Genomic DNA, 22,174 nt, shown 5'->3' with positions numbered 1-22,174 from the left:
ATAGCACATGTTTACAATTGCTATCAGTTTACATGAAACAAATTGAACTAAATCTTTCTATAAAGTCAAGCACATTAATCAGCTTTTTCCTACCTTAGGTTAACTAATAAATATAAACCTATGAATCGTAAACTTGTATCGAATTGCCGCCTTTTTGGGGCGTCAAAAGTGGCATTCATGTGTCTATTTGCAATCACAGTTTCTCACCCATTAGAGGCTTCTGCAAGATCTACACTAACACATGTTGTCCAATCAACTCAACAAAAAACCATTACTGGTCAAATCACAAATTCTGACGGAACCGAAAACCTCTCTGGCGCGACTGTAAAACTAAAAGGTTCCAGCACAACAGTTACGACAAACGTCGATGGCTTTTTTGAAATCAATGTACCCAATCCAGAAGCTGTATTGCTCATCACTTACATGGGTTATCAATCCAGAGAAGTAATCGTCGGAAATCAATCGGCGATCACCATTAAAATGGTAGAGGATTCCAACAGTTTGGATGAGGTAGTCGTGGTGGGCTATGGATCATTAGATCGCAGGGATCTAACCAGTCCGGTATCTGTTATAAAACAGAAGGACCTTATTGCAGGCGCGGTGTCCCCACTCATCGCTATTCAAGGAAAAGTTCCCGGACTTACAGTAGCTTCTACCAATGGAACGGATCCTAATGCCGGGCTATCTTTACAGCTTCGCGGCGTGAATTCTATCAACGCTTCACAAGGACCATTAGTTGTGATTGATGGCGTACCTGGAGGAGATATCAATTCCGTAGTTCGGGAAGACATTGAATCTATCAACGTGCTACGCGATGCATCTGCTGCAGCGATCTATGGAACCCGAGCTTCCGGTGGTGTTATTTTGATCACTACCAAAAGACCTCAGATCGGAAAAACGAATGTCACATTTACTTCCGAATACTTTACAGAACGTGTTCGAAGACGCCCTGAAGTGCTGACCGGAGATGAATTCGTGCAATATGGTCTTGGCGAGGATTTGGGTCATCGCACCGACTGGTACAACGAAGTAATGAATCAAAATCCCTTCTCGAATCGTCAGGTGGTCAACATATCAGGCGGTTCAGAAAATGCTAATATCTATACCACCTTCTTTAAAAGAAAAGCAGAAGCCATCGCGATGGGATCTGAGCGCGGTGAATTGGGCGGAAGGATCAATTCAAACTTCAAATTTTTTGACGGTAGAGCCGAGCTGAGTACTCAGGTGAGCTACAATCAGGTAGACGCAGACTTCACAAACAATGACATATTTAATATGGCTTTGGTACTTAATCCCACTGAGACACCTTACAATGCTTCCGATGTGACTGGATACAATGTGCTTGTTGGTGGATACGACTATTGGAATCCTCTAGCAGAGGTTGCACTGCGAAGCGATCAGCGACAATATAGATATTTGCTTGCCAATAGTGCGCTGAAAATCAATATTACAGACCATCTCTCTACCACGGCTACTGTAGGTATCAAAAGTAACAGTGAGCACGGTCGCTTTTATCGTTCTGCACAACATCGAGAATCTCGATTGAATGGCATTGATGGCTATGCTAGCCAAGATTATCGCCGTTGGGAAGACCGCATTTTCGAATGGTCAGTGGCATACGATAATCGCTGGGAAAGACATCATCTTAATGCCGTAGCAGGATATAGTTATCAGGATTTTAATGGGCAGGGATTTAATGCTAATAACTCCAATTTCCCGGTAGATGGTATCCGAGAACATGATCTTGGAACTGGCACATTTCTACCGGATGGCCGTGCTGGCATGGGTTCATTCAAAAACCCCTGGGTAAAACTAGCAGCATTTTTTGGTCGAGTAAATTATTCCTTTGACAACCGATATATCGCCACGGCAACGGTACGTCACGAAGGCTCGTCCAAATTTGATCCTGCAAATCAGTGGGGAACATTTGCCGGTATATCCGGCGCATGGCGTATCTCTGAAGAGGCATTTATGAAAGATGTCGGATTTATCCAAGACCTAAAACTACGCGCAGGATACGGAGAAACTGGAAATGAGGGTTTCAGTGCCAATACCGCCAGACGTATGTATGGCGCGGATACTTGGTGGTTGTTTGCGGGCAACTGGAACAGAACGTATGGTGTGATGCATAATCAAAATAGAGATATCCGCTGGGAGGTGAAGAAGGAGTATAATATAGGTCTAGATTTCACGATCCTAAATAACAAATTGACTGGCCGGGTAGACTATTATAAACGTTTCATCGACGATATGATCTATGACATTAGCGTATCGCAACCGCCAGCTATTCACGATCGTACACAGATGAATATCGGCGATATGCAAAACCAAGGGATAGAGTTTGAGTTGAATTATAATGTCGTCAATAATGCCGATTGGAACTACACCACCACCTTTGTAGCTGCTCATAATCGCAGTCGTTTAAATTCACTTTGGGGAAGTCAGACGTTTGCCGATCGCAAAGGATTTCCTGCTCCCGGATCTCCAGGTAATGCAGTAAGACTGTTTCCGGGAGAAGATATCGGTCGATTCTTCATCTGGCAGCATGCTGGTTTCACCGATGATGGACAGTGGATGTTATACGATCAAAACGGAGAAGCTTTTGATGTAACCGAGCGCAACAAGACGCTGGCCGACAAACGATTTACCGGCAATGGTATACCGCGGGTACAACTTTCATGGAATCATACCATTGCTTATAAAAACTGGGATGCCGGTGTATACATGCGCAGTTGGTTGGGGTACGATGTGTTCAACATGATTAACATGTATTACAGCTTACCTAATGTGCGCGGACAAAATGTATTACGCACTGCTTTTGAAGAACATCAGGGTATTGTTGGCGAAAAAGAATTGAGCGACTACTGGTTAGAAAAGGGTGATTTCTTAAAAATAGACGTCATCAGCCTAGGATACACCTTTAAAAAAGATTGGATTAAGCCGCTAAGCAATTTGCGCCTCTATGCATCGGGTCGAGATCTATTTGTATTTACTAAATACAGTGGATTAGATCCTGAGGTAAATATCAACGGATTGGAACCTGGATTTGAAGAGCGCAATGCCTATCCAAAAACTAGAACCTTTATGTTCGGCTTACAAGCTAATTTTTAACCAAAAGCAACTTACAGATGAAAACGAAAAATATAGTATTGGGAATCTTGAGTTTGAGTAGCCTGATGATAGGATGTACCAAGCTAAATCAAGAATTCTACAGCCAAGTTACGCCAGAAACTTTCTTCCAAAGCGAAAAAGATATTCTCGCCGCTCTCAACCGCCCATTTACGCATGCCCGCTGGTACCTAGGCGAAGATCGCTGGCGACTACAAGAATATACGGCAGATAATTTTGCAATTACAACCAAAGGTAGACATTGGTATAATGGCGGTGAAAATGAGCGTTATCATTATCATCGATGGACGCAGGATGAAGGCTGGATATGGGGCAGTTGGCGTGGTACATTAATGGGCGTAGCACTCGCTCTTGACGCCAAAACAGATCTAGAAAAATTAGACTACACGCGTTTTGCTTTGACCGAAGAGGACAAACAAGCACATTTAAATCAGCTCAATACATTAGCCGCGTTTTTTTACTTGCGAGGACTAGATTATTTTGGCGGTATGCCGATATTCACCACCCTAGAAGGAGAAAGTTTACCTCGGAATACAGATGTCGAATTATTCGCACATATAGAATCAATATTACAAGGAGCTATTCCGTTGCTTCCCAAAAAGGAAGCTGGCGCAGCAGAGCAGGGTGAACTGAAAGCAGCAGCAGCCGCTACGATGTTGGCCAGGCTTTATTTTAATGCAGAAGCCTATATCGATAAGGCAATGTACCAGGAATGTATGCAGCTTTGCCAAGCCATCGTAGATCAACAGCATGGTACGTATGCATTAGATCAGAACTGGTATGGTCCACATGGATTTAGCAACAATCAATCACCTGAGATCATTTGGTCTATCCCTTCGGAGTTCAATAAGTTGCAGTACGACTGGTTTTATGCCGACTTTTATCACTATAACTCCCGGCAGTTTTTTGATCAGGATATGGGAGCGAATAATGGTGCGCATCTAACCCCTTCTCGTCGGCCAGATAGTACGTTGTACACCAACGCATTTAAATTAGGATCACCCTTCGAAAAATTTGCCAGTACAGACCTTCGGAAGAGACCGTATCGGTATTTGGGAAATGGCACGTATGAGGGCATGTTTATCAATGGGCCCCATCGTACTCGCACTGGTGGCGCTATTAACGGTGGCGAAGAATACCGCGATCAACCATTGATCTTTCGAGATCAGGTAGGTCGTTTCTCTGAGGTAGGTCTCGGTAAACGATACGCGTCTATTTCCGATCTGCCATCTACAATGGCTAACGGGGAAGAAAATACCGGCGTGCGCTTGGTAAAAGTTCCGATCCCGACATTGGCAGAAAATACGCTGCGCTGGGGAGCGGATAATCCAGCTATTCGATTGTCGGAGGTGTATTACATGCTAGCAGAATGTAAATGGCGAACCGGTGATATAGCGGGTGCCGCAGCATTGATTAATACGGTACGCCAGAGGAATTTCGGCGGCGGTCCAGATCCTGATCCGGTAACGGTAGCCAATCTTGACAAATATCGATTCCTAGACGAATGGAGCATTGAATTCTTGGGTGAAGGCCGAAGAAGAACAGATCTGATTCGATGGGATGCTTTTGTCACGGAAGCATGGTGGGATCACCAACCATCCAATTCCAAGCATTTGCACCGCTTTCCGGTGCCGACCGAAGCCATATCTGGCAACAATAGTTTGGAGCAAAACCCAGGTTATTAATTATTAAATTGAAATCAACAGTATGCACAAAAGCCTCGATGATCCGAGGCTTTTGTTTTTAATAGGCCAGAAATTTGTTCGTTTTTTGAGACAAATCAGTGTCTTTAAGCTTCCTAATTTAAAAACCAAATAATTGGCACTGACTTTGCACACATTTAGTAGGTTAATAATTGGTTTGGTAAAAACGCCTGAGGTTCTCAACTTCAGGCGTTTTTTAATTTACAAGATCACAACTCGAAATGTTTAAATGTACGTTTTGTGAGACAGCGTTTTAAAAATCTATACTTTAATGATATGTATTAAGTTCAAAAATCATAAAGTAACCTCACCATTTTATAATTTAAATTTGATCCCGAATTCTCTACTTTTAAAAGGTCCTGTTTTTTGGGGGGAGGTCACTCAGGAAGACAGATGATAGAGGAATATATTATTGCAACATCAGCTTATTCAATTGAAGCTGTGATTAAAAAATATAGAAACTTGGAATTATAATTTTTGTTCATTATATTTGAACGTTCACGTATCGTGAACTTAAATATTATTGAACATGGAAGAGCAAATTATCTGTGCATTAACAAAACTCGAAGAGAATACCGGCTTTAAATGGGATTACAAACAAATAGGTATGGATCTGGATGGAACAGTGGACCTCTATATCAATGATGATAGGCTAAATTTTACCATAGAGCTTAAAAAAGAGCTCAGAGAATACCAGTTGCCAAAACTGATCTATCATAATCACAAGCATAATCCGCTTTTGTTAATTGCTGTGAGGATATTCCCTATGATAAAAGAAAAGCTGCGTAAAGAGAATATCAATTACCTTGATGGTGCGGGCAATGCATATATCAGGACAAAACATCATACTATATTGCTGGATGGTTTCAAACACATAGAGCAGGAAAAGCCTGTCACAAACCGTGCATTTACAAAGACAGGGCTAAAAATGGTCTTTTATCTGATGCTGCATGAAGAGGCAATCAACATGCCACAACGGATGCTTGCCAATGCCACAGGCGTAGCCTTGGGCAATATAAAAAATGTTATCAGCGGGCTAGATGAAGCTGGCTATGTCCTACAGGTTGGAAAGAAAAGACGAATACTACAGAACAAAAGAGCCTTATTGGATAGATGGATTGCCGGTTACGGAGAAACACTGAAGCCTAGCCTGCATTTAGGCAATTTCAAATTGCAGACAGGACACCCCTTAGAGGTACTTGATAACGATCTGATAGAAGCCGGAAAAACAGTGTGGGGCGGCGAACCTGCTGGAGAATGGTTGACCGCATACCTCAAGCCTCAGATTTTGACTATTTATACGGTGGAAAAAAGAAATCAGGCAATGGTAAAGTGGAAGCTGATCCCTAGTTCTAACGGAGAGATTAGGGTGTATGATAAATTCTGGAAAGATGAGGAAGCTGATGTAAACCCTTATGCTCCAGAGTTATTGGTATATGCCGACCTTTTGCTAACCGGAGATCCGAGGTGTATAGAAACGGCAGGAATGATTTACGAAAAACATTTGAAAAATGAATTTGGAGAATATTAAGAAGGGAGAGCTCAAAGAGATATTTGATGCACTGGAGGATACATTTAAAGAAAATGCTATCGATTTTTATATGATTGGTGCGATAGCGCGAAATATCTGGTATGCCAAAGGAGATGAAAAATTCCGTACTACAAAGGATGTAGACTTCGCTGTAATGATAGGCAGCAAAGAAGATTACAAAAAGGTCAGGGATGATCTTATCAAAAAAGGATACACCGAAAGTGCTACCAATGCTTTTGTCATCATTTCGCCTACAGGATTACAAATCGACCTTTTGCCATTTGGCGGTATCGAAATCGATGAGGAAATAAAGTTCGAGGGACAGGGGTTGACGAGTATTAAGGTTAATGGTTTCCAAGAGGTATATAGCATGGGCACCGAGGACGTTATCCTAGATACCGGTCATCAGTTCAAGATAGCAACACTACCAGCTATTGTATTACTCAAGTTTATAGCCTATGACGATAGACCGGAATTGCGCTTCAAGGACGCAAGGGATATCATCAATATAGTAGACCATTATTTTAATCTCCAGAGCGACCTGATCTATAACCATCATGCTGATCTCTTTGGTGTAGAGGACCAAGATATTACCTTGGAAGAGATTTCCGCAGCGGTAATAGCTCGCGAGATAAAAAAGATGATCAACGACAATGAAAAACTTCACTTGCGTCTAAAGGGAATCATTTCGGGTCAGTTAGAGCAAATGGAAAAAAGCGCCCTGATAAGGAACATGGTTAATGAAAGTGGGAAGGATGTAGAAAATGTGGCAGCTATATTGGATGCAATGTTAAAGAACCTTATAGATTGAAAACTGGATACAAAAAGCTATCTAAATGAGATATAAGTTATAAGGCAATATATGGAAGAGACGGAAGTATAGAAGAGGCGGCTGGTTTAATCCAAGGCATACGATCAGTTACTCTATTGTACCATATATCTAGATCAACCGGGCAAAGAATCGGTCTATAGGCAGATTAGAATACTTAATTCATAACTACCAAAATGTGATCCAAAATTAACTGGTCTTTTTGATCATGCTTTCTAGGTTATACGTCAAAAGGGAAACTGGCAGGTGATATTTTGGGAATACTCAAATACGCTATTTTACGACCTTATTTTTAAGAACCATAATAATGCACCATTAAGAGATTTAGTGGGAGATGAGAACGATAGGTTCTTGAAAGCCTACCTTTTGATCAATTCGGAGATCAACAATGGATTTAAGGTATCTAAGCCTTCTATTACTCCTGTAAACATGACGTTAATTTGTACAAAGCCATTCATTTTTAATAGAAGAAGGAATGATGTGGCGTCATAAAAAGTGCTGTGAATGATGGTTCAGTCACCTAAAATTCTTGAGGTATGCTATCTTGACTTAGCTCTACAAACATTTTTGGCTTCTCAGTCGTTTTCCTAAAAAAAACATGCTACCATTATGCGCGCAATCTGGACAGGGGCAATCGGTTTTGGACTGGTGAACATCCCCATCAAAATATTTAGTGCTATTCAAGAAAGTCAGCTTGACTTAGATATGCTGGATCGGAAGGATCTATCCAATATTCGGTACAAGCGAGTGAACGACAAAACAGGCAAAGAGGTGGCTTGGAAAAATATTGTAAAAGGATATCTTCTAAAAGATAAGTATGTGGTGATCGAAGAAGCTGATTTTGAAGAAGCATTACCGGAGAAAAATAAAATGATTAATCTGCAGACTTTCGTCAAGGAGCGCGACATTGATATAATATACTTTGATACACCCTATTATTTGGAGCCCCAGAAAGGAGGGGAGAAAGCCTATTCGCTGCTCTATAAATCGTTGGAAAAAACCGGCCACGTCGGCTTGAGCACCTTTGTGATGCGCACCACAGAAAACTTGGCTATTGTAAGGCCGTATGATGGGATGTTGATGTTGAATAAATTGCGCTTCGAAGAAGAAATCCGCGCCACATCAGACCTCAAAATTCCGAGTACCCGTATTGCAAAAGCAGAGATGGATATGGCAACCAAGCTGATCAAGCAGAACAGTTCGGACTTTGATATATCAGGTTTTCGCAACGAGTATAGCAAGGAACTGCTCAAAATTATCAAGAAAAAAGCGCAAGGAAAGCGTGCTAGCATTCGCAAAATTAACGTCGATAAAGAGAATACAAAAGCTTCGGAGTTGTTGGCAAAATTGAAAGCTAGTCTGGCTTAGAAAGAAGCAATGGCTTTCTTCAAGTTGGCCTTGTGCTTAAAAATATCTTTCCAAGGATCTTGTTGCGTTTCGATTCTGGTCAATACAGCATTCATAGAAAACTGCGCAATGCTCAAATCGTCATTTACCTCATCCCATTCCAGTGGCGTCGAAACGGTAGCTCCAGGCTTAGGACGTACTGAATAGGGTGCTACGATGGTTTGTGCGCGTTTATTCTGCATAAAGTCGAGGTATATCTTTTTCTTTCTTTTGGATGGTGACCGCTCTACGCTGGTACTATCTGGATGTTGTTCGTGCACCAATTCTGCTAGCATTTCCATAAAATCACGTACAACCTCAAAAATATATTGTTCGGCCACATATATGAAAATGTGCAATCCTGTCGATCCCGATGTTTTGATGAAGTTGCGTACGCCAGCCTGCTCCAATATATCGTGCGCAGTATTTGCTACGGCAACGACTTGCGCCATTGGGATCCAGATCCAATACCGCAAAAACAGGTTTTGTTTTCTTCCGATAAGTGGCTAACCAAGGATTGATCTCAATAGATCCCATATTGGCAATCCAGAGTAAGGTCGGCAGATCATTGCATATCAGGTAATTTACCGTATTGCCGGTAGATTCAGATTCTAGAGCTACTGTTTTTAACCAATTTGGCCGTGTATTCTTGTCCACATCTTTTTGAAAAAAACCTGTTTCTTTGATGCCATTGGGAAAGCGATTCATCGAAATGGGCTTATCTTTCAGGTAGGGCAACATCAGCTCACCGATTTGTTCATAATAGTTCAACAAATCACCCTTTGTGATACCGTCATCAGGCCAATATATTTTCTTTTGGTTTGATAAGGTTAGTTTCTTTCTGCCAAAAGCCAGCTCGCGCTCATTGACTATTTCTACTAATGGTACCACTTTGGTGATGTCTTGAATCTTCTTATCGTGACGTAAAGCTTTAAATACTGGGTGTCGAAGATGATTATCCGTTGTCCAATCACTAAATGTTATTTCTGCTATTAGTTTAGGTTTTACCCAAGTCACTTTATTTTCGTTGGCCACAGCGATCGATGTCGCAAAGGGTTTTTTCGTAGTTTTGATCTTGCTGAGTTGCGCGCTCAACTCTTGCAACTGTACATCCGTGAAGCCAGTTCCTACATTTCCAATGTATTGATATTGCTTTTCCTGTATGACCGCCAAGATCAATGCACCAAATCCAATGCGATTGCCAGCAGCTGCGGTGAATCCTACAATGATGGCTTCCTGCGATTGCAACAGCTTCAATTTGCGCCAAGAATCTGTCCGTTTGCCGGATAGATAAGCGCTATCGCTCATTTTGGCTACAATACCTTCCCAATTTTTCTCCTTGGCAACTTTCAAGGCCTCCTGTTCGTTTTCAGTTTGCATACTTTCTACCAAACGCACATGGGGAATTTTAGCCTTTTTCACCCATCGTTCCAACAAATCAAGGCGTTCTACCAATGGATATTCTCGTAGATCATTGCCATCTAACATTAGTAGATCAAAAACATAATACACCAATTGGTATTTTGCTGGAAGTGGATCGCCATGTTGCAGCAACTGAAAACGTGATTTGCCTCTGGTATCTTCTGCCACGATTTCACCATCCAGTATGAGCGTCCGTTCATCAGTTTTTAGCGCTTTCGCTAATGAGGTAAACTGTTTGTTGAAGCTTTTCCCATTGCGGGAGCGTAGCTGAACATCTTTTTTTGATAAGTGCGCGATTGCACGAAATCCATCTAATTTTTCCTCAAAAATCCAATCGTCATCTTCGGTGGTGGCAGTTGCCAAAACGGCGAGCATTGGTTCGAATGCCGATGAATTGGTTGTGTCGTTGTTAGAATCTTCCGCTTTTTTGGTAGAATTAGCAGCTTGCTTTCGGAAACGTTTTCCAGCGGCCTTATCCGCTGCGCTGACTTCGTCTTCTGAATCATATGCTTGCTCCACGGCATATTTGTCATTATGTTTTAGCAGTAGCCACGCGTTATCATCCTGCGCTTGTTTCATACGTACCAAGGCAAATTCGCCTTTTAATTTTTTGCCATGCAGTACAATTTTTAGGCTGCCGCTCTCTAGCTCAGCCAACAGGTCTTTCTCACCGTGCGATTTTTCTAAAGGAGTATAGTAACCTTCGTCGAAAATAGTGACCTTTCCAAAACCATAGCTTCCTTTAGGGATTTCACCTTCAAACGTGCGATAACTCAGCGGATGATCTTCCACCATCACGGCCAAACGTTTGTCTGTTGGGTTGAGCGAAGGTCCTTTGGGAATAGCCCAACTTTTTAAAACGCCATCCATTTCGAGGCGAAAGTCGTAGTGCAATCGAGAAGCATGGTGGCGCTGAACGACGAAGCGCAATCTCATTGTAGGGCGTTTCCTTTTCTCATCACCTTTGGGCTCTTTCGTTTTATCAAAATCGCGTTTCTGCTGGTATTTCGTGAGGATCGCCATATTAGAAAAACGTTTGTAAGAGAGATTGGTTTTCCAGAAGTTTATTCAGTGGTAAGAGATCGGGATGGAAAGCAATTTATTATATGTGAGCTCATCTATTTCTTAAACTCGACTAAATGCAAGAGCTTAGTTATAAAGCGGTAAAGAAGCACTAATGAACTTCTTTACCGCGAAATTGTATTGCATTTTATCGACTTTTTTTGAGTGAAAATAAGCAAATGACTAGTCCTACAGCAGCAATAGTAGCCACTTTCTTAATCATTCTTTTCTGATTGTACTTCCATTCCACTTTCCAACCTCTTTCTGCCGCGATATTAGGAATATAACCGTTGCGAATATCAGCTAATAGACCTTCCCAGACTTGCACTCTATCCGCTATTATCAATGGAATCCAGTGTCTCATTTTATCTTCACTATATTTAAAAGCATAGCGGCGAATCGCGCCACTACAACCAGATGGTGGTACGGTTGTACCAAATACACGTGAAATAGCTGGCCTTTCTGTAGATGACAACAATTCAATAGTTGTTTTTTGTTGTTCTGCCCGCTCGTACTCACTGCGATTGTGGTCATCACCAGTATAGTTTTTCATCGGATAAGTAGGTTCATTTTCAGGATCTGCATCCATGCCCCAACCGGGTATATGTTGATATTTTTCATTTACAATGTCCATAGTGTTATGCTTTTGTAGAGGGAATTAATACCGTTTTGATACAATTATCGAGTTTAGAAGAGAATAGCCGGTAAGCGTCCGAAACTTCTTCCAATGGTACACGATGCGTGATTAATTCTTTAGGATTTAACCTTCCGGATTGTACATGATCGATTAATTTTGGTAGTAGGCGCTTAACGGATGCTTGATTGGCACGTATTGTAATGCCTTTGTTCAATACATTACCGATAGGAATCATGTTAAATGGTGGCCCATACACGCCTACAATAGATACAATTCCACCTTTTTTGACGGAATTAATTGCCCATTGTAGTGCGGTAGCGGATCCTGCTTGCATCATCAGATTTCGCCCTGTAAACGTTTGCAAGGGGTTTCCATCGGCTTCACAGCCCACAGCATCAATACACACATCGGCACCATACCAATCTGTAATTTTCTTGATGAATAGTACGGGATCTTCGTAGTCTTTGAAGTTATAGGCTTCGCATTTGGCATAATTTTGAGCAAACTCCAATCTGTAATCGATCTGGTCAATAATGATTACACGAGATGGTCCGAAAAACCATGCGCATCGGGCGGCCATAATTCCGATGGGTCCAGCTCCAAAAACGACTACTGTGTCACCTTTTTTAATGCCAGCCATTTCAGCGGCTTGATATCCCGTCGGCACGACATCTGTCAATAGCACGGCATCGTCGGGATCCATATCAGCTGGAATAACGGTTGGTCCGACATCAGCGTAAGGTACGCGTACATACTCTGCTTGGCCGCCATCAAAACCGCCGGCAGTGTGTGAATAGCCAAAAATTGATCCTACAGCGGTAGACATCGTATTTGCCTCATGACAGTTGCCGTAAAGACCTTGCTTGCAAAAATTGCAACGACCACAGGCGATATTAAATGGCACAAGTACTTGATCGCCAACTTTCAAATTTTGGACTAAAGGCCCGACTTCTTCTACAATACCGGTAAATTCATGTCCGAATGTGGAACCGACTCGCGTATCAGGAACCATTCCGTGATAAAGATGCAGATCAGAGCCGCATATACATGTGCGAGTGACACGAATAATGGCATCTTCCGGATGTTGTATTTCCGGCATCGGTCGCTGTTCGGTTCGAACCCGATAAGGACCTCGATAATTCATTGCTAGCATAGTTGTTTATGTTAAAATTTTAATAACCAAGTTGTTATATATAGCAAGCTAGATAGCGATTTGTGAACTGATTCACTTGGTTTTTACTCGTATCCACAATAGACTTATTGGTCTTAAAACTTTATGCCTCCATGGCAGAAAGCATAAAGTTTACGCTTCATTGCTCAAATTGTGCTCAATACTGCTTTGTACTAATCGTGACCTTCAGTCTTAACGATTTTATTGTAGATGCCCATAAGTAAAAAAGGCGCTGCCCACTGTCCAACAAATAAGGCGTTCTTATCTTTACATAAACACTTTAATGTTAGCGAAACACCCATCGCGGCTACTGCGGCAATTAAAAATGTCGCTGATGGCACTTTAGATGTTGCAATTTCGATTTGTTTTGTTACTTCTCCTTCGTTTCCTGTTTCAAAAGCCATAATGTTTTTTTATTAAAGTACATATTCAATTGTTTGCGACTAAACAACAAGCTTCTGAACAGATCGTTCTTGAATATGGTGAAACGGGTATATCTTTCATCATCAAGAAATTAATACTTGTTTTATAGAAATAATTAAGGTAAAGTGCGATTAGCGCTTACATGACAGAACCCTTTTCAGAAATTATTGGATCAATTCGAAAACTCTACTTTTATCGGCATAACAGCTACACCTTTCGCATCCGATGTGAATCTACCGATGAACGGTTTCTATGAAGAATGGTGGTTGGCGATCCCATTGCTCTGTTAATTATCGAAGGTTTTTTGGCAAAACCCAAGTATTATGGTTATGATCTCGAACTAAATAGCCTTCAAGCCGGCAGCAATGGGGATTTTACCATTAGCGCACATCAGATATGCTTTTCGGTTCGGATCATATGCTCGATTTGTTATTGCAAGCCTATCAGGCACATACCATCAAAAAGAAGACCTTAATATTTAATAACGGCATCTTTACTTCCCGTAAAGTGCTGGAAGTATTTGAGGCTGCGGGCTACCCTATACGCCATTTGGACAACAAACACCTAGTGCAGAGAGAGAAGAAATTCTAAAATGGTATCACAAAACAAAGGAAGTCATCCTGACTTCTGTATTGATCTTGACAACGGATTTCGATGAACCACAAACCCAAGCGGTCATCCTCTACCGAACCACGACATCCATTACCTTGTACCATCAGATGGTAGGCCGTGGAGCTCGGCGCTTGGCACAGAAAGCAACCTCTACCTTAGTCAATTTAGGGAATAATGCAGATTGATTTGGAAATTGGGAAGCAGAGATCAATTGGCAATATGTGTTTGAAAATCCTGACATTTACCACGAAAGTGTGAAGCATATGGTGAGTAATACTCGTCAGATCGATCCGGAGATGCGTACACGGTGTCCCAATAGTCCGGAAACCTCTTTTGATATGCTTTCCGCGTATCAGGCATTGATAGAAGCGGGCGAAAAGCCTAAAAATGCAATACGCAACTCGACACGACAGCATGCTAGTATGTGTATATACATAGCTCAATGTAGATATGGTTTTCAATTAAACTGCTGATAATTAGTATACCAATATTTATATGATTAAAATTAGTTAGCAATTGGATCTTATTAATTATGAGCTACGTCAAGTGTGAATGAAAAAGTAGAACCTTGACCAATCTTACTGTCAATAAGAATTTGGCTACCATGTAGGTGAAGGATTTCAGCTACTAGATATAATCCGATACCAAAGCCAGAAACATTTTTGCTGCGTTGATCTTTAACACGGTAAAAGCGTTGGAAAAGATTTTCTTGATCCTTTTTACTAATACCTATTCCTTGGTCAGATATACGGATGGAAGCTTGCTGCGAATGAATTGTATAGGCAATTAATATATCTCCACCAGCTGGCGAGTATTTTACAGCATTACTAATTAAGTTTGTCAGCACTTGGCAAATCTTGTCGCGGTCGGCATAAACCTGCAAGTCTTGTTCACCTTTAATAATGAAGCGGTGAGGAGATTCAAATAACTCAGCATCACTTACCACCTCCTTAATCAAATCTGCCAAATCGAAATGCGTTAGATTTAGTTCAGCCTTTCCCTGCTCAATTCTGCTTAGGTTCAAATAATCTCCGAGTAAAATATTCATCCTTTTGGCGTGCAGTTCTACACGTCGGCTCAATTGACTCAGATCTTCATACTGTGCCTTAGCTATCTTCTTACCAAGAAGTTGGGTATACAATAAAATGGATGTAAGTGGCGTTTTAAGTTCGTGACTGACTACGGAGATAAAATCATTTTTCCTTTTGTCTTCCTCTTTTCGTTCCGTGATGTCGCGTGCAATCTTCGAGATACCTATTATCTGACCATCCGAATCCAGTAACGGAGATATGGTCAATGATACGTCAATAAATGCTCCGGACTTATTGACTCTCATCGTTTCAAAGTGTTTCACAGATGCTCCTTGCCTTAATTTCAATAGAATATCCTCCTCTTCACTTTTGCGGTCTGCGGGGATAATTTGCAGGATCGATTTACCTATGATTTCCTTTGCACTATAGCCAAACAGTCTTTCTGCGGAGTCATTCCAAGTAGTCACAATGCCCTCTAAAGTTTTTGATACAATAGCATCATCTGACGATTCAACAATGGCAGCAAGTCTAGCATGTTGCTCCTGCGACTCCTTGCTTTTGGTCACATCAAGCATTGTGCCCAAGAATCTATTTAGAGTATTATCAGCATCAATAAACACGGTACCTTGAGCCCTTAGCCAGCGGCATTCGTGATTGTCAATTCTATATATCCGAAACGTCATATCGAAATGACCGTCCTCAGATGAATTTACTAAGTCCTGTATACGCTGGTCAATGTCCGGACGATCTTCTGGATGTATACAATCTAAAAATTGCTTGAAAGATAAGCGATCGCGGGGTGAGAGACCTAGAATGTTTCTACATTCCCGAGACCAGTAAATTATTTTTTGCTTTCTGTTCCAGTCCCATGTTCCTAAGTCTGTGGAATTAATTGCTAAGCGCAAACGAGCTTCACTCTCCTGCAACTTTAAATTGTATAATTGGTCATGGTTTCTTTGTAATACTTTATCGGTAATGTTTCTGGTAAAACACCGCGTATGAATAAATTGGCCATTTTCACGGTATACGTTGGAATTAATAAGAACGTGACGAATGGTGCCATCCTTATGAATTAATTTTGCAGGGTAATCTAAAATTTGTTGATTGTCACTTAGTTTTTGGACGATGTCTTCAAAGACGTGAATCTCAGCATGTAAATCTGATATTTTTTTGCCTATGTATTCGTCTTTAGAGTAACCAAGTAAATCTAGCTCAGCCTTATTTGCCCAAGTTATTAGCCCTTGACTATCTACCCATCGAAGTGGTAATGAACCATTTTCTACGAAGTCTGTTAAATATCCGCAACGCTTTTTCAATTCTTCATTCTCTCGCTGTAAGACTGAAAGCTGCGTTCTATAGATTTCAATATCTTCCATTTTTAATCGTACGTTATTGCGATGAAAGTAAGTTAACTAAAAAAAGTATATATTAAACTGCTTACTGATATTTAATTTAAATTGGTATAACAAAAAAATGCTATTTATACATTTGATGCCTTTTTTTTAAATTAATTCCATGAAGAAAAAGGTAGTGATTATAGAAGAAGATTCGGGGATTAGAGAACTTTGGGGTCTATAACCTTATAATACTCCCCAAATATTGGACAGCTGATTAAATTCGATAATTTAACAGTTGAAAATGAAAAAAGAGCGTAGAAAATTCAGTCCGGTTTTCAAGACCAAAGTAGTCTTAGAAGCCCTTAAAGAAGTTAGTACCATGCAGGAACGTGCTTCCAAATACAGCCTTCATCCCACACAGATCACCGCTTGGAAACGGGAATTTCTGGAGAAAGCTGACACGGTGTTCGGTTCAGAGAAACCTACACAGAAAGAAGAGTCTAAAGAGAAAGAACTTTATTCCAAGATTGGTGAACTTCAGATCCAAGTTGATTTCTTAAAAAAGGTATTGGGGAAATGAGCATGATTGAAAGGCGCGGACTTGTTTCCCCAGGATATAAACCGCTAAGTATTGTGGGGCAGTGTAAGCTGCTGAATCTTCAGCGTAGCTTCTATTATTTCAAGCCTAAAGGTGAATCCTTGTTGAATCAGTCCATCATGAAGCTAATTGACCGCAAGTTTCTGGACTGTCCATTTTACGGTGTGGAACGGATGACTGCGTATCTCAACAAAGATCTAGGGTATCGTATAAATGCCAAGCGCGTACGGCGTTTATATCGGCTAATGAGCCTTCGGACCATTTACCCAAAGAAGAACCTAAGTAAAGCAAATGCAACACATTACAAATACCCGTACTTACTCAAAGGCTTAAAGATAGAGCGGCCAAGCCAAGTTTGGCAGGCCGACATCACTTATATTCCTATGTTTAGAGGCTTCATGTATATGTTCGCCATTATAGATGTGTATAGTCGAAAGATTGTGGGGTGGAGTATCTCTAATACCATGACGGTGGAATGGTGCAGGGATGTGCTGTTGGAAACAATAGCAGAGCACGGCACTCCTGAAGTATTCAATACCGATCAGGGTTCACAATTTACCAGTCCGATCTTTACCAAAGTCCTCAAGGATAATCGTGTGAGTATATCAATGGATGGAAAAGGAAGAGCGCTGGACAACGTGTTTATCGAAAGGTTCTGGAGGTCATTGAAGCAGGAATACATTTATTTGAACCCACCTAACGGTGGCATGGAGTTATTCCAAGGTGTGAAACGGTATGTCGAATTTTACAATACGGAAAGAAGACATCAGTCTATGGACCATTTTACCCCAAATCAGGTATTCTATCAAAATAATAAAAAAGTGTCGTAAATAAACTTAAGTTTGAACTATTGCTGTCCAGCAAAAAGGGAGTACTATATACTTTGTTTTTCATCAAGCCGATTTACTTGCGGCAAATGTCAAGGATCAATACTTTACGTTAAAAATAAATTAATACATGTTAGCGAAAGACCCTCTTACATAAGCCATCTAATCCACGTAGCTGAATGGAGTTAGAATAATCTTTCACTGCCTGTTAATCGATAAATTTTTCTGCAAAACCGATAAGAATTGTTTACGGTATCCAGATATTGTGAATCTGTATACGTTTGTGGATCGTACTATAAGGACGCGCTGCAATTGGTGGAATTGTAGTTATAGATTATTCAACGTGCCGAGCTTGATATTCTGGAAGCAACTTCGTTTGAGAAGGGATTTAGGTAATTTACGATTGCTGTTTTGTTACAGTGGAAAACTAGAACAGTAGTAGGTTCAGCGTTCACTAATACAACTATAGACTTGACGATTGATGCATCTAATATCAACGTTTCTATAACTTTTCAAACGACTGATTCCAATGGTGGTACTTGTAACTGGAAATGTTATTAAAATTTAAATATATCATATTGTTAGCATTTACGCTAACTACACTTTCTTATTCGTGCCAAAATTCTTATAAAGATTATAAGTTTGTGCATACGATTCCTGATTCATTAAGATCCGAAGACGACAAAATACTACTCAGAAAAATCAAAGATATTGTAATATATAATTACAAAGTAGATGATAATAAGGTCAGTCTCGACTTAAGTAAACAAGAATTCAAAGAAAGGGGTATTCCAGTTGAATACTATTATAAAATTAAGGATGATTTAAAAGAGCTAAATAAATATGTAAATTCCACAGACTCCCTAAATATGGAACTTCTTATTGATTCTTTAAAATCAGACATGAGACGAATCGTAATCGAATAACTTACTTTTCAACCTCATAATTTTCAACGTTTCCCAAGATAGCATCGATACTATTTCTGTATCGATGCTATTACTTTAAATAATCTACATAGCCTCCCTAAACTCCAATAGCCTTTGCGAAACATCGCATCTGCGGACTCACCTTTGTACCTAAAAACAATATCAAACTGCACGATTTAAAAAGCTTTAGAATCTAAAATGCTGGCTCCAAATGATTTTATGGTGGTTAGTATCTCCACTTCCAAAATCGTCACGGATTTATCCGTGCGTAATTTTATGAATGATATTGGGTAATTGAAACATATTAGATCTTGATTTTGGTTACATCATGTTGGCACACCACAGCTATACATGTCATCCATCATAAATGCGTAAACTCTTAGTTTAACACCTCCCTCAAATATTTCTTACTCACCTCCAAGTCACTGTCCAGATCGAATACCCCGTAAACATAGGGCAATAGACGATCGTATTCCATTCTTCTGGAGTGGCTATCAATTACCAACACTGTACGGACATCCGGTATGGATCGAAGTAGATCCACGTCGGCATCGCCCAGCAAGTTAAGATTGATCATCAAAACAGATATGTTCTCATAGCGGAGAGTGTCCAGAACATCTAATATATTGTCTGCTTCAAATGGCTCAATATCAATTCTACATTCTCTGGCAACCAGTATAGTACTGTACCTGTATAGGTTTATTTCATCAGCAAATAGTACTTTCAAAATCTTACAATTGTAGGTTACGACTAAGATAATAAAAATAGGTTTACGATTGCAGCAGAGTATAAATACGATAAATGATGGTTGGCCTAGATATTATTGAAGATGTTAGGTTATACTTGCTAACGATATTAGTAATTATATCTAAGGTAGAAGTTATACCAGAGTGGTTAAAGAAAAGGCATGAGCCTGCGGATATGCCACCTCATGCAGTAGCACTTTATAAGGATGTGAAGTTTAGTGGTTCGTGGATATATCACACAAAAACAAGAAAGTTTTACACGCCTGATGAGTTTTTAGAAAATTGGTCAAAAATTTATCCTGTGAGAGGGTTTCGCCACTCATGTGAAGAACCTGATCTAAAGATTATGAATCGATCAAAAATTAATTTGCTGAAAACAAGATTATAACATTTAAAAAGGCTAAAGCAGAAAGTAACACACTATCTCTTCTGAAATTCTTATTCTTAAATAGTACATAAATAGCATATATGAAACTAATTGCTATAATAGCAGTAATTGGAAATATCAACGTTTCCTGTACAAATGTTATTATCCCGACTATAAGATTTGCATTTAACACCCCAGTGCCTACAAAAACAGTCAAAATAAAAAAAACTAAAATAACCAGATTAAAAGTGGTTAATACCTGTAAATAATTTTTCATACCTAGTAATGTTATTTGTGAATGTACCATAATTTACCTAATTACAATATCATAGAACAAACTCATATTAAGTGAATAATGAACCAGGCATACAAAGGTTGTAAGCCTGGCTATAATTTCTAAAATCTAGCCTTCTTCCATAGGCTCACATGCCCAACCACAATGCCATTTGTCGCATCTAGCACATTCAATATCATGAGCCCAACAAATTAAGCTCCATGCCACACAGCAACCGGAATAATTTCCACAACAACCTAGGTCACTACCACATCCTTGGGAACATCCAGAGCAGCCAGCTACAAATAGTGTCGGTTCTAAATTTCCAGTATTTTTAGCGAAAATAAAATCTCCAAGTTGTTTGTAATTCAGTGTCATCGAGTTTGTCACGATAGTTTGTACGTCCTGCTTTTCACGTTTGATCTGATTCTTAAATTCATCTATTGGAAAATGTATTGAATAGAATTTCTGGAATGGTATCCTATCACTATTCTCCGTCGCTAAAAGACTGCTAATCCTGCTAGATTTTTCATCATTGCCGTTTAACGACCTATAAATATCTAAAGCGGCTACAATGCTTTCTCGTGAATAAGATACGTCTTCTTGACACCTGAAAAATGATTTTCCTGTTAAATACATAGGGTGAACAGTGCAACCTTGACCTGTATTTACTCTTTGGATGTTGGTTATAACTGACGAATGGTAAGCTAATAGAGCAATTTTTGATTTAATTGAATTATTGTACGGAACATTCTGAAATACGTTCTCAAAAGTTCTGGATAATTCGGCAAATTCTAAACTATTTAAGTCCATTTTCGAAGAGGCTTCCATGCTTAGTTTATCAACTTGTTCGTCTTGAAACAACTCCCATTTTTCCTCATTGGTGTTAATTATGTAATCGATAACTAATAATTTGTTATCCAAAGTTCGCTTAACAGATAATTTGCTTTCGTAAATATTCTCTTGATTTGAAACTTCGAAAACATAAGAAAAGTTATTTGAAGAAAAATCTATGCTAACGGAATCATTTGATTGTACGATACTGTTCAATTCAAATGTAATTTCCTCATTAAAGGAATCTGGGGTCTCACTACTACAACTTGAAAGTAGTAGTGCAATAGTAAAAAAATAAAACAATCTTTTCATAATTAGATAAGTTATTACCTGTGTAAACAATTGATTGAAAATCAATATGTCAATCTTAGTGGTTATGTTATCATAATATAATTAAAAATTTCCATAAAATTACTTTGTGCAAGAAAAAATAAATTCATCAATACATGACATTATTGAGAATGATCAAATGATAGAGAATATTAGAGATGACGGTTTAAACCCTTGGTGTCATCTATCATTCATTACTAATTATGGGTAAATGACCAAAAATAGAAATACTAAGCATTAAGCTTACCCACCATCACCCCCAAATGAAACATCGTCTTTGCTCCAAACTTTTTACGTATCGCAATAAGATGCTTTTCAATGGAGCTTAGACTATTTGGCTTGATCCCTTCATTGTAGAGTTCCTGGGAAACTTCTCGTTGAGATTTTCCTTCACTCAATTTCGTGATTAGTAGTTTTTCGAATTCTGTTAGTGTGGGCATGGTGTGAAGGTCGGGAGAAAAGGTGGTGGGCGATAAGGGGGAAAAGTTAAAATTCTTTAATTATAATTCGTACATCACTATGTTTACATTATGATATATCAAGATTTAGAAACAGGATTTGGTGTAGAGCGTTTGTCAGATGAAAACTTAAGACTACATTATGAAGAAGGTATTGGCAGGCAGGCTATTAAAGCAAGCATACTATCAGGTGGAGAATTACATATATCTTCAAATGATCGCTTAGTTACAAATCCTAAAGTATATGATGCTGTAGAAAGGGCTTACAGGGAGTGGGGGTTAATTAAGTAATATTATAAATTGCAATTTATCATCGTATTTACTGATAATTCGCTTTATCATTGATTTTACTGATACAAACCAATTCCTCTGGCCAGTTGATTTTGCTTTGGCGCGTCACCACCATATTGTGCGCGTTGTAGTGGCCGCTGTGAAAAGTCATTACCTTTTCTGATAGCTGCTCCAAATCCCTAACTGTGCATCCGCACAAGCTTGCTACCTCAATGTGAGACATTCCCATACCGTGTAGTAGTTGGCGCTT

At 39.7% G+C, this 22,174-nt stretch carries 20 protein-coding genes and 1 pseudogene; 12 read left to right on the top strand and 9 right to left on the bottom strand.

The annotated features are described in order from the left end of the window. The first annotated feature begins 120 nt into the window (after nt 1–120). From AC3IRT_RS08230 to ku, 5 genes are all read left to right on the top strand, one after another. Nucleotides 121–3,111, top strand: coding sequence for a SusC/RagA family TonB-linked outer membrane protein (locus tag AC3IRT_RS08230; protein ID WP_489395909.1), 2,991 nt, complete (start codon nt 121–123; stop codon nt 3,109–3,111). 17 nt (nt 3,112–3,128) lie between these two features. After that, nucleotides 3,129–4,814, top strand: a complete 1,686-nt coding sequence (locus AC3IRT_RS08225; RefSeq protein WP_489395908.1) for a RagB/SusD family nutrient uptake outer membrane protein — start codon at nt 3,129–3,131, stop codon at nt 4,812–4,814. Nucleotides 4,815–5,361: 547 nt separating this feature from the next. After that, a complete protein-coding gene (locus AC3IRT_RS08220) occupies nt 5,362–6,363 on the top strand; it encodes a type IV toxin-antitoxin system AbiEi family antitoxin (protein WP_489395907.1) in 1,002 nt (333 codons plus the stop codon). Beyond that, a complete protein-coding gene (locus AC3IRT_RS08215; RefSeq protein WP_489395906.1) occupies nt 6,344–7,174 on the top strand; it encodes a nucleotidyl transferase AbiEii/AbiGii toxin family protein in 831 nt (276 codons plus the stop codon). The genes AC3IRT_RS08220 and AC3IRT_RS08215 overlap by 20 nt, the downstream gene beginning before the upstream one ends. A 627-nt stretch (nt 7,175–7,801) precedes the next feature. Beyond that, a complete protein-coding gene (ku, locus tag AC3IRT_RS08210) occupies nt 7,802–8,560 on the top strand; it encodes a non-homologous end joining protein Ku (protein ID WP_489395905.1) in 759 nt (252 codons plus the stop codon). Here ku and ligD read toward each other — a convergent pair. The 4 genes and pseudogenes from ligD to AC3IRT_RS08190 all read right to left on the bottom strand — a co-directional run bounded on the left by ligD (nt 8,557) and on the right by AC3IRT_RS08190 (nt 13,274). Continuing rightward, nucleotides 8,557–11,023 (bottom strand): annotated as a pseudogene (ligD, locus tag AC3IRT_RS08205) (DNA ligase D). The gene ku and the pseudogene ligD sit on opposite strands and share 4 nt — an antisense overlap. Before the next feature lie 187 nt (nt 11,024–11,210). Next, complete coding sequence (locus AC3IRT_RS08200) at nt 11,211–11,696, bottom strand: hypothetical protein (RefSeq protein ID WP_489395904.1); 486 nt, start codon at nt 11,694–11,696, stop codon at nt 11,211–11,213. A gap of 4 nt (nt 11,697–11,700) precedes the next feature. After that, nucleotides 11,701–12,843 carry a zinc-dependent alcohol dehydrogenase gene (locus AC3IRT_RS08195; protein ID WP_489395903.1) on the bottom strand — a complete coding sequence of 381 codons (1,143 nt, stop codon included), beginning with the start codon at nt 12,841–12,843 and terminating at the stop codon, nt 11,701–11,703. A 200-nt stretch (nt 12,844–13,043) separates the two neighbouring features. Then, nucleotides 13,044–13,274: a hypothetical protein gene (locus tag AC3IRT_RS08190; RefSeq protein WP_489395902.1), complete on the bottom strand. Its 231-nt coding sequence runs from the start codon at nt 13,272–13,274 to the stop codon at nt 13,044–13,046. A 415-nt stretch (nt 13,275–13,689) separates the two neighbouring features. Here AC3IRT_RS08190 and AC3IRT_RS08185 point away from each other — a divergent pair, with 415 nt between their 5' ends. Both AC3IRT_RS08185 and AC3IRT_RS08180 read left to right on the top strand, forming a co-directional pair. Next, on the top strand, nt 13,690–13,884 hold the full coding sequence (locus AC3IRT_RS08185) for a hypothetical protein (protein WP_489395901.1): 195 nt from the start codon (nt 13,690–13,692) through the stop codon (nt 13,882–13,884). Further along, nucleotides 13,878–14,090, top strand: coding sequence for a hypothetical protein (locus tag AC3IRT_RS08180; protein WP_489396117.1), 213 nt, complete (start codon nt 13,878–13,880; stop codon nt 14,088–14,090). Before AC3IRT_RS08185 ends, AC3IRT_RS08180 begins: the two co-directional genes overlap by 7 nt. A 341-nt stretch (nt 14,091–14,431) precedes the next feature. On the opposite strand, the gene AC3IRT_RS08175 is transcribed toward AC3IRT_RS08180, so the two are convergent. Next, nucleotides 14,432–16,312, bottom strand: a complete 1,881-nt coding sequence (locus AC3IRT_RS08175) for a PAS domain-containing sensor histidine kinase (RefSeq protein ID WP_489395900.1) — start codon at nt 16,310–16,312, stop codon at nt 14,432–14,434. Between the two features lie 262 nt (nt 16,313–16,574). Between AC3IRT_RS08175 and AC3IRT_RS08170 the strand changes: the two genes are divergently transcribed. From AC3IRT_RS08170 to AC3IRT_RS08160, 3 genes are all read left to right on the top strand, one after another. Continuing rightward, nucleotides 16,575–16,853 (top strand): transposase, encoded by a 279-nt coding sequence (locus AC3IRT_RS08170; protein ID WP_489393125.1) that lies wholly within the window; start codon nt 16,575–16,577, stop codon nt 16,851–16,853. After that, nucleotides 16,850–17,701 (top strand): IS3 family transposase, encoded by an 852-nt coding sequence (locus tag AC3IRT_RS08165; protein ID WP_489393126.1) that lies wholly within the window; start codon nt 16,850–16,852, stop codon nt 17,699–17,701. The genes AC3IRT_RS08170 and AC3IRT_RS08165 overlap by 4 nt, the downstream gene beginning before the upstream one ends. A 641-nt stretch (nt 17,702–18,342) precedes the next feature. After that, the gene (locus AC3IRT_RS08160) at nt 18,343–18,624 is read left to right on the top strand and encodes a hypothetical protein (protein WP_489395899.1); all 282 of its coding nucleotides are present in this window, start codon (nt 18,343–18,345) and stop codon (nt 18,622–18,624) included. A 379-nt stretch (nt 18,625–19,003) separates the two neighbouring features. On the opposite strand, the gene AC3IRT_RS08155 is transcribed toward AC3IRT_RS08160, so the two are convergent. After that, nucleotides 19,004–19,201 carry a hypothetical protein gene (locus AC3IRT_RS08155; RefSeq protein WP_489395898.1) on the bottom strand — a complete coding sequence of 66 codons (198 nt, stop codon included), beginning with the start codon at nt 19,199–19,201 and terminating at the stop codon, nt 19,004–19,006. Between the two features lie 224 nt (nt 19,202–19,425). Here AC3IRT_RS08155 and AC3IRT_RS08150 point away from each other — a divergent pair, with 224 nt between their 5' ends. Continuing rightward, a complete protein-coding gene (locus AC3IRT_RS08150) occupies nt 19,426–19,758 on the top strand; it encodes a hypothetical protein (protein WP_489395897.1) in 333 nt (110 codons plus the stop codon). Nucleotides 19,759–20,140: 382 nt separating this feature from the next. On the opposite strand, the gene AC3IRT_RS08145 is transcribed toward AC3IRT_RS08150, so the two are convergent. Together AC3IRT_RS08145 and AC3IRT_RS08140 are read right to left on the bottom strand one after the other, a co-directional pair. Then, nucleotides 20,141–21,157: a lipoprotein gene (locus AC3IRT_RS08145; protein WP_489395896.1), complete on the bottom strand. Its 1,017-nt coding sequence runs from the start codon at nt 21,155–21,157 to the stop codon at nt 20,141–20,143. Nucleotides 21,158–21,405: 248 nt separating this feature from the next. Continuing rightward, a complete protein-coding gene (locus AC3IRT_RS08140) occupies nt 21,406–21,615 on the bottom strand; it encodes a helix-turn-helix transcriptional regulator (protein WP_489395895.1) in 210 nt (69 codons plus the stop codon). Nucleotides 21,616–21,705: 90 nt separating this feature from the next. Here AC3IRT_RS08140 and AC3IRT_RS08135 point away from each other — a divergent pair, with 90 nt between their 5' ends. Further along, complete coding sequence (locus AC3IRT_RS08135; RefSeq protein WP_489395894.1) at nt 21,706–21,924, top strand: hypothetical protein; 219 nt, start codon at nt 21,706–21,708, stop codon at nt 21,922–21,924. A gap of 28 nt (nt 21,925–21,952) precedes the next feature. Here AC3IRT_RS08135 and AC3IRT_RS08130 read toward each other — a convergent pair whose 3' ends face one another. Next, on the bottom strand, nt 21,953–22,153 hold the full coding sequence (locus AC3IRT_RS08130) for a hypothetical protein (RefSeq protein ID WP_489395893.1): 201 nt from the start codon (nt 22,151–22,153) through the stop codon (nt 21,953–21,955). Between the last annotated feature and the right edge of the window lie 21 nt (nt 22,154–22,174).

The sequence above is a fragment of the Sphingobacterium sp. KH_072 genome, assembly GCF_057837975.1.
Note: the sequence above shows the minus strand (reverse complement) of the source record. Positions and strands in the feature narration are given on the sequence as shown.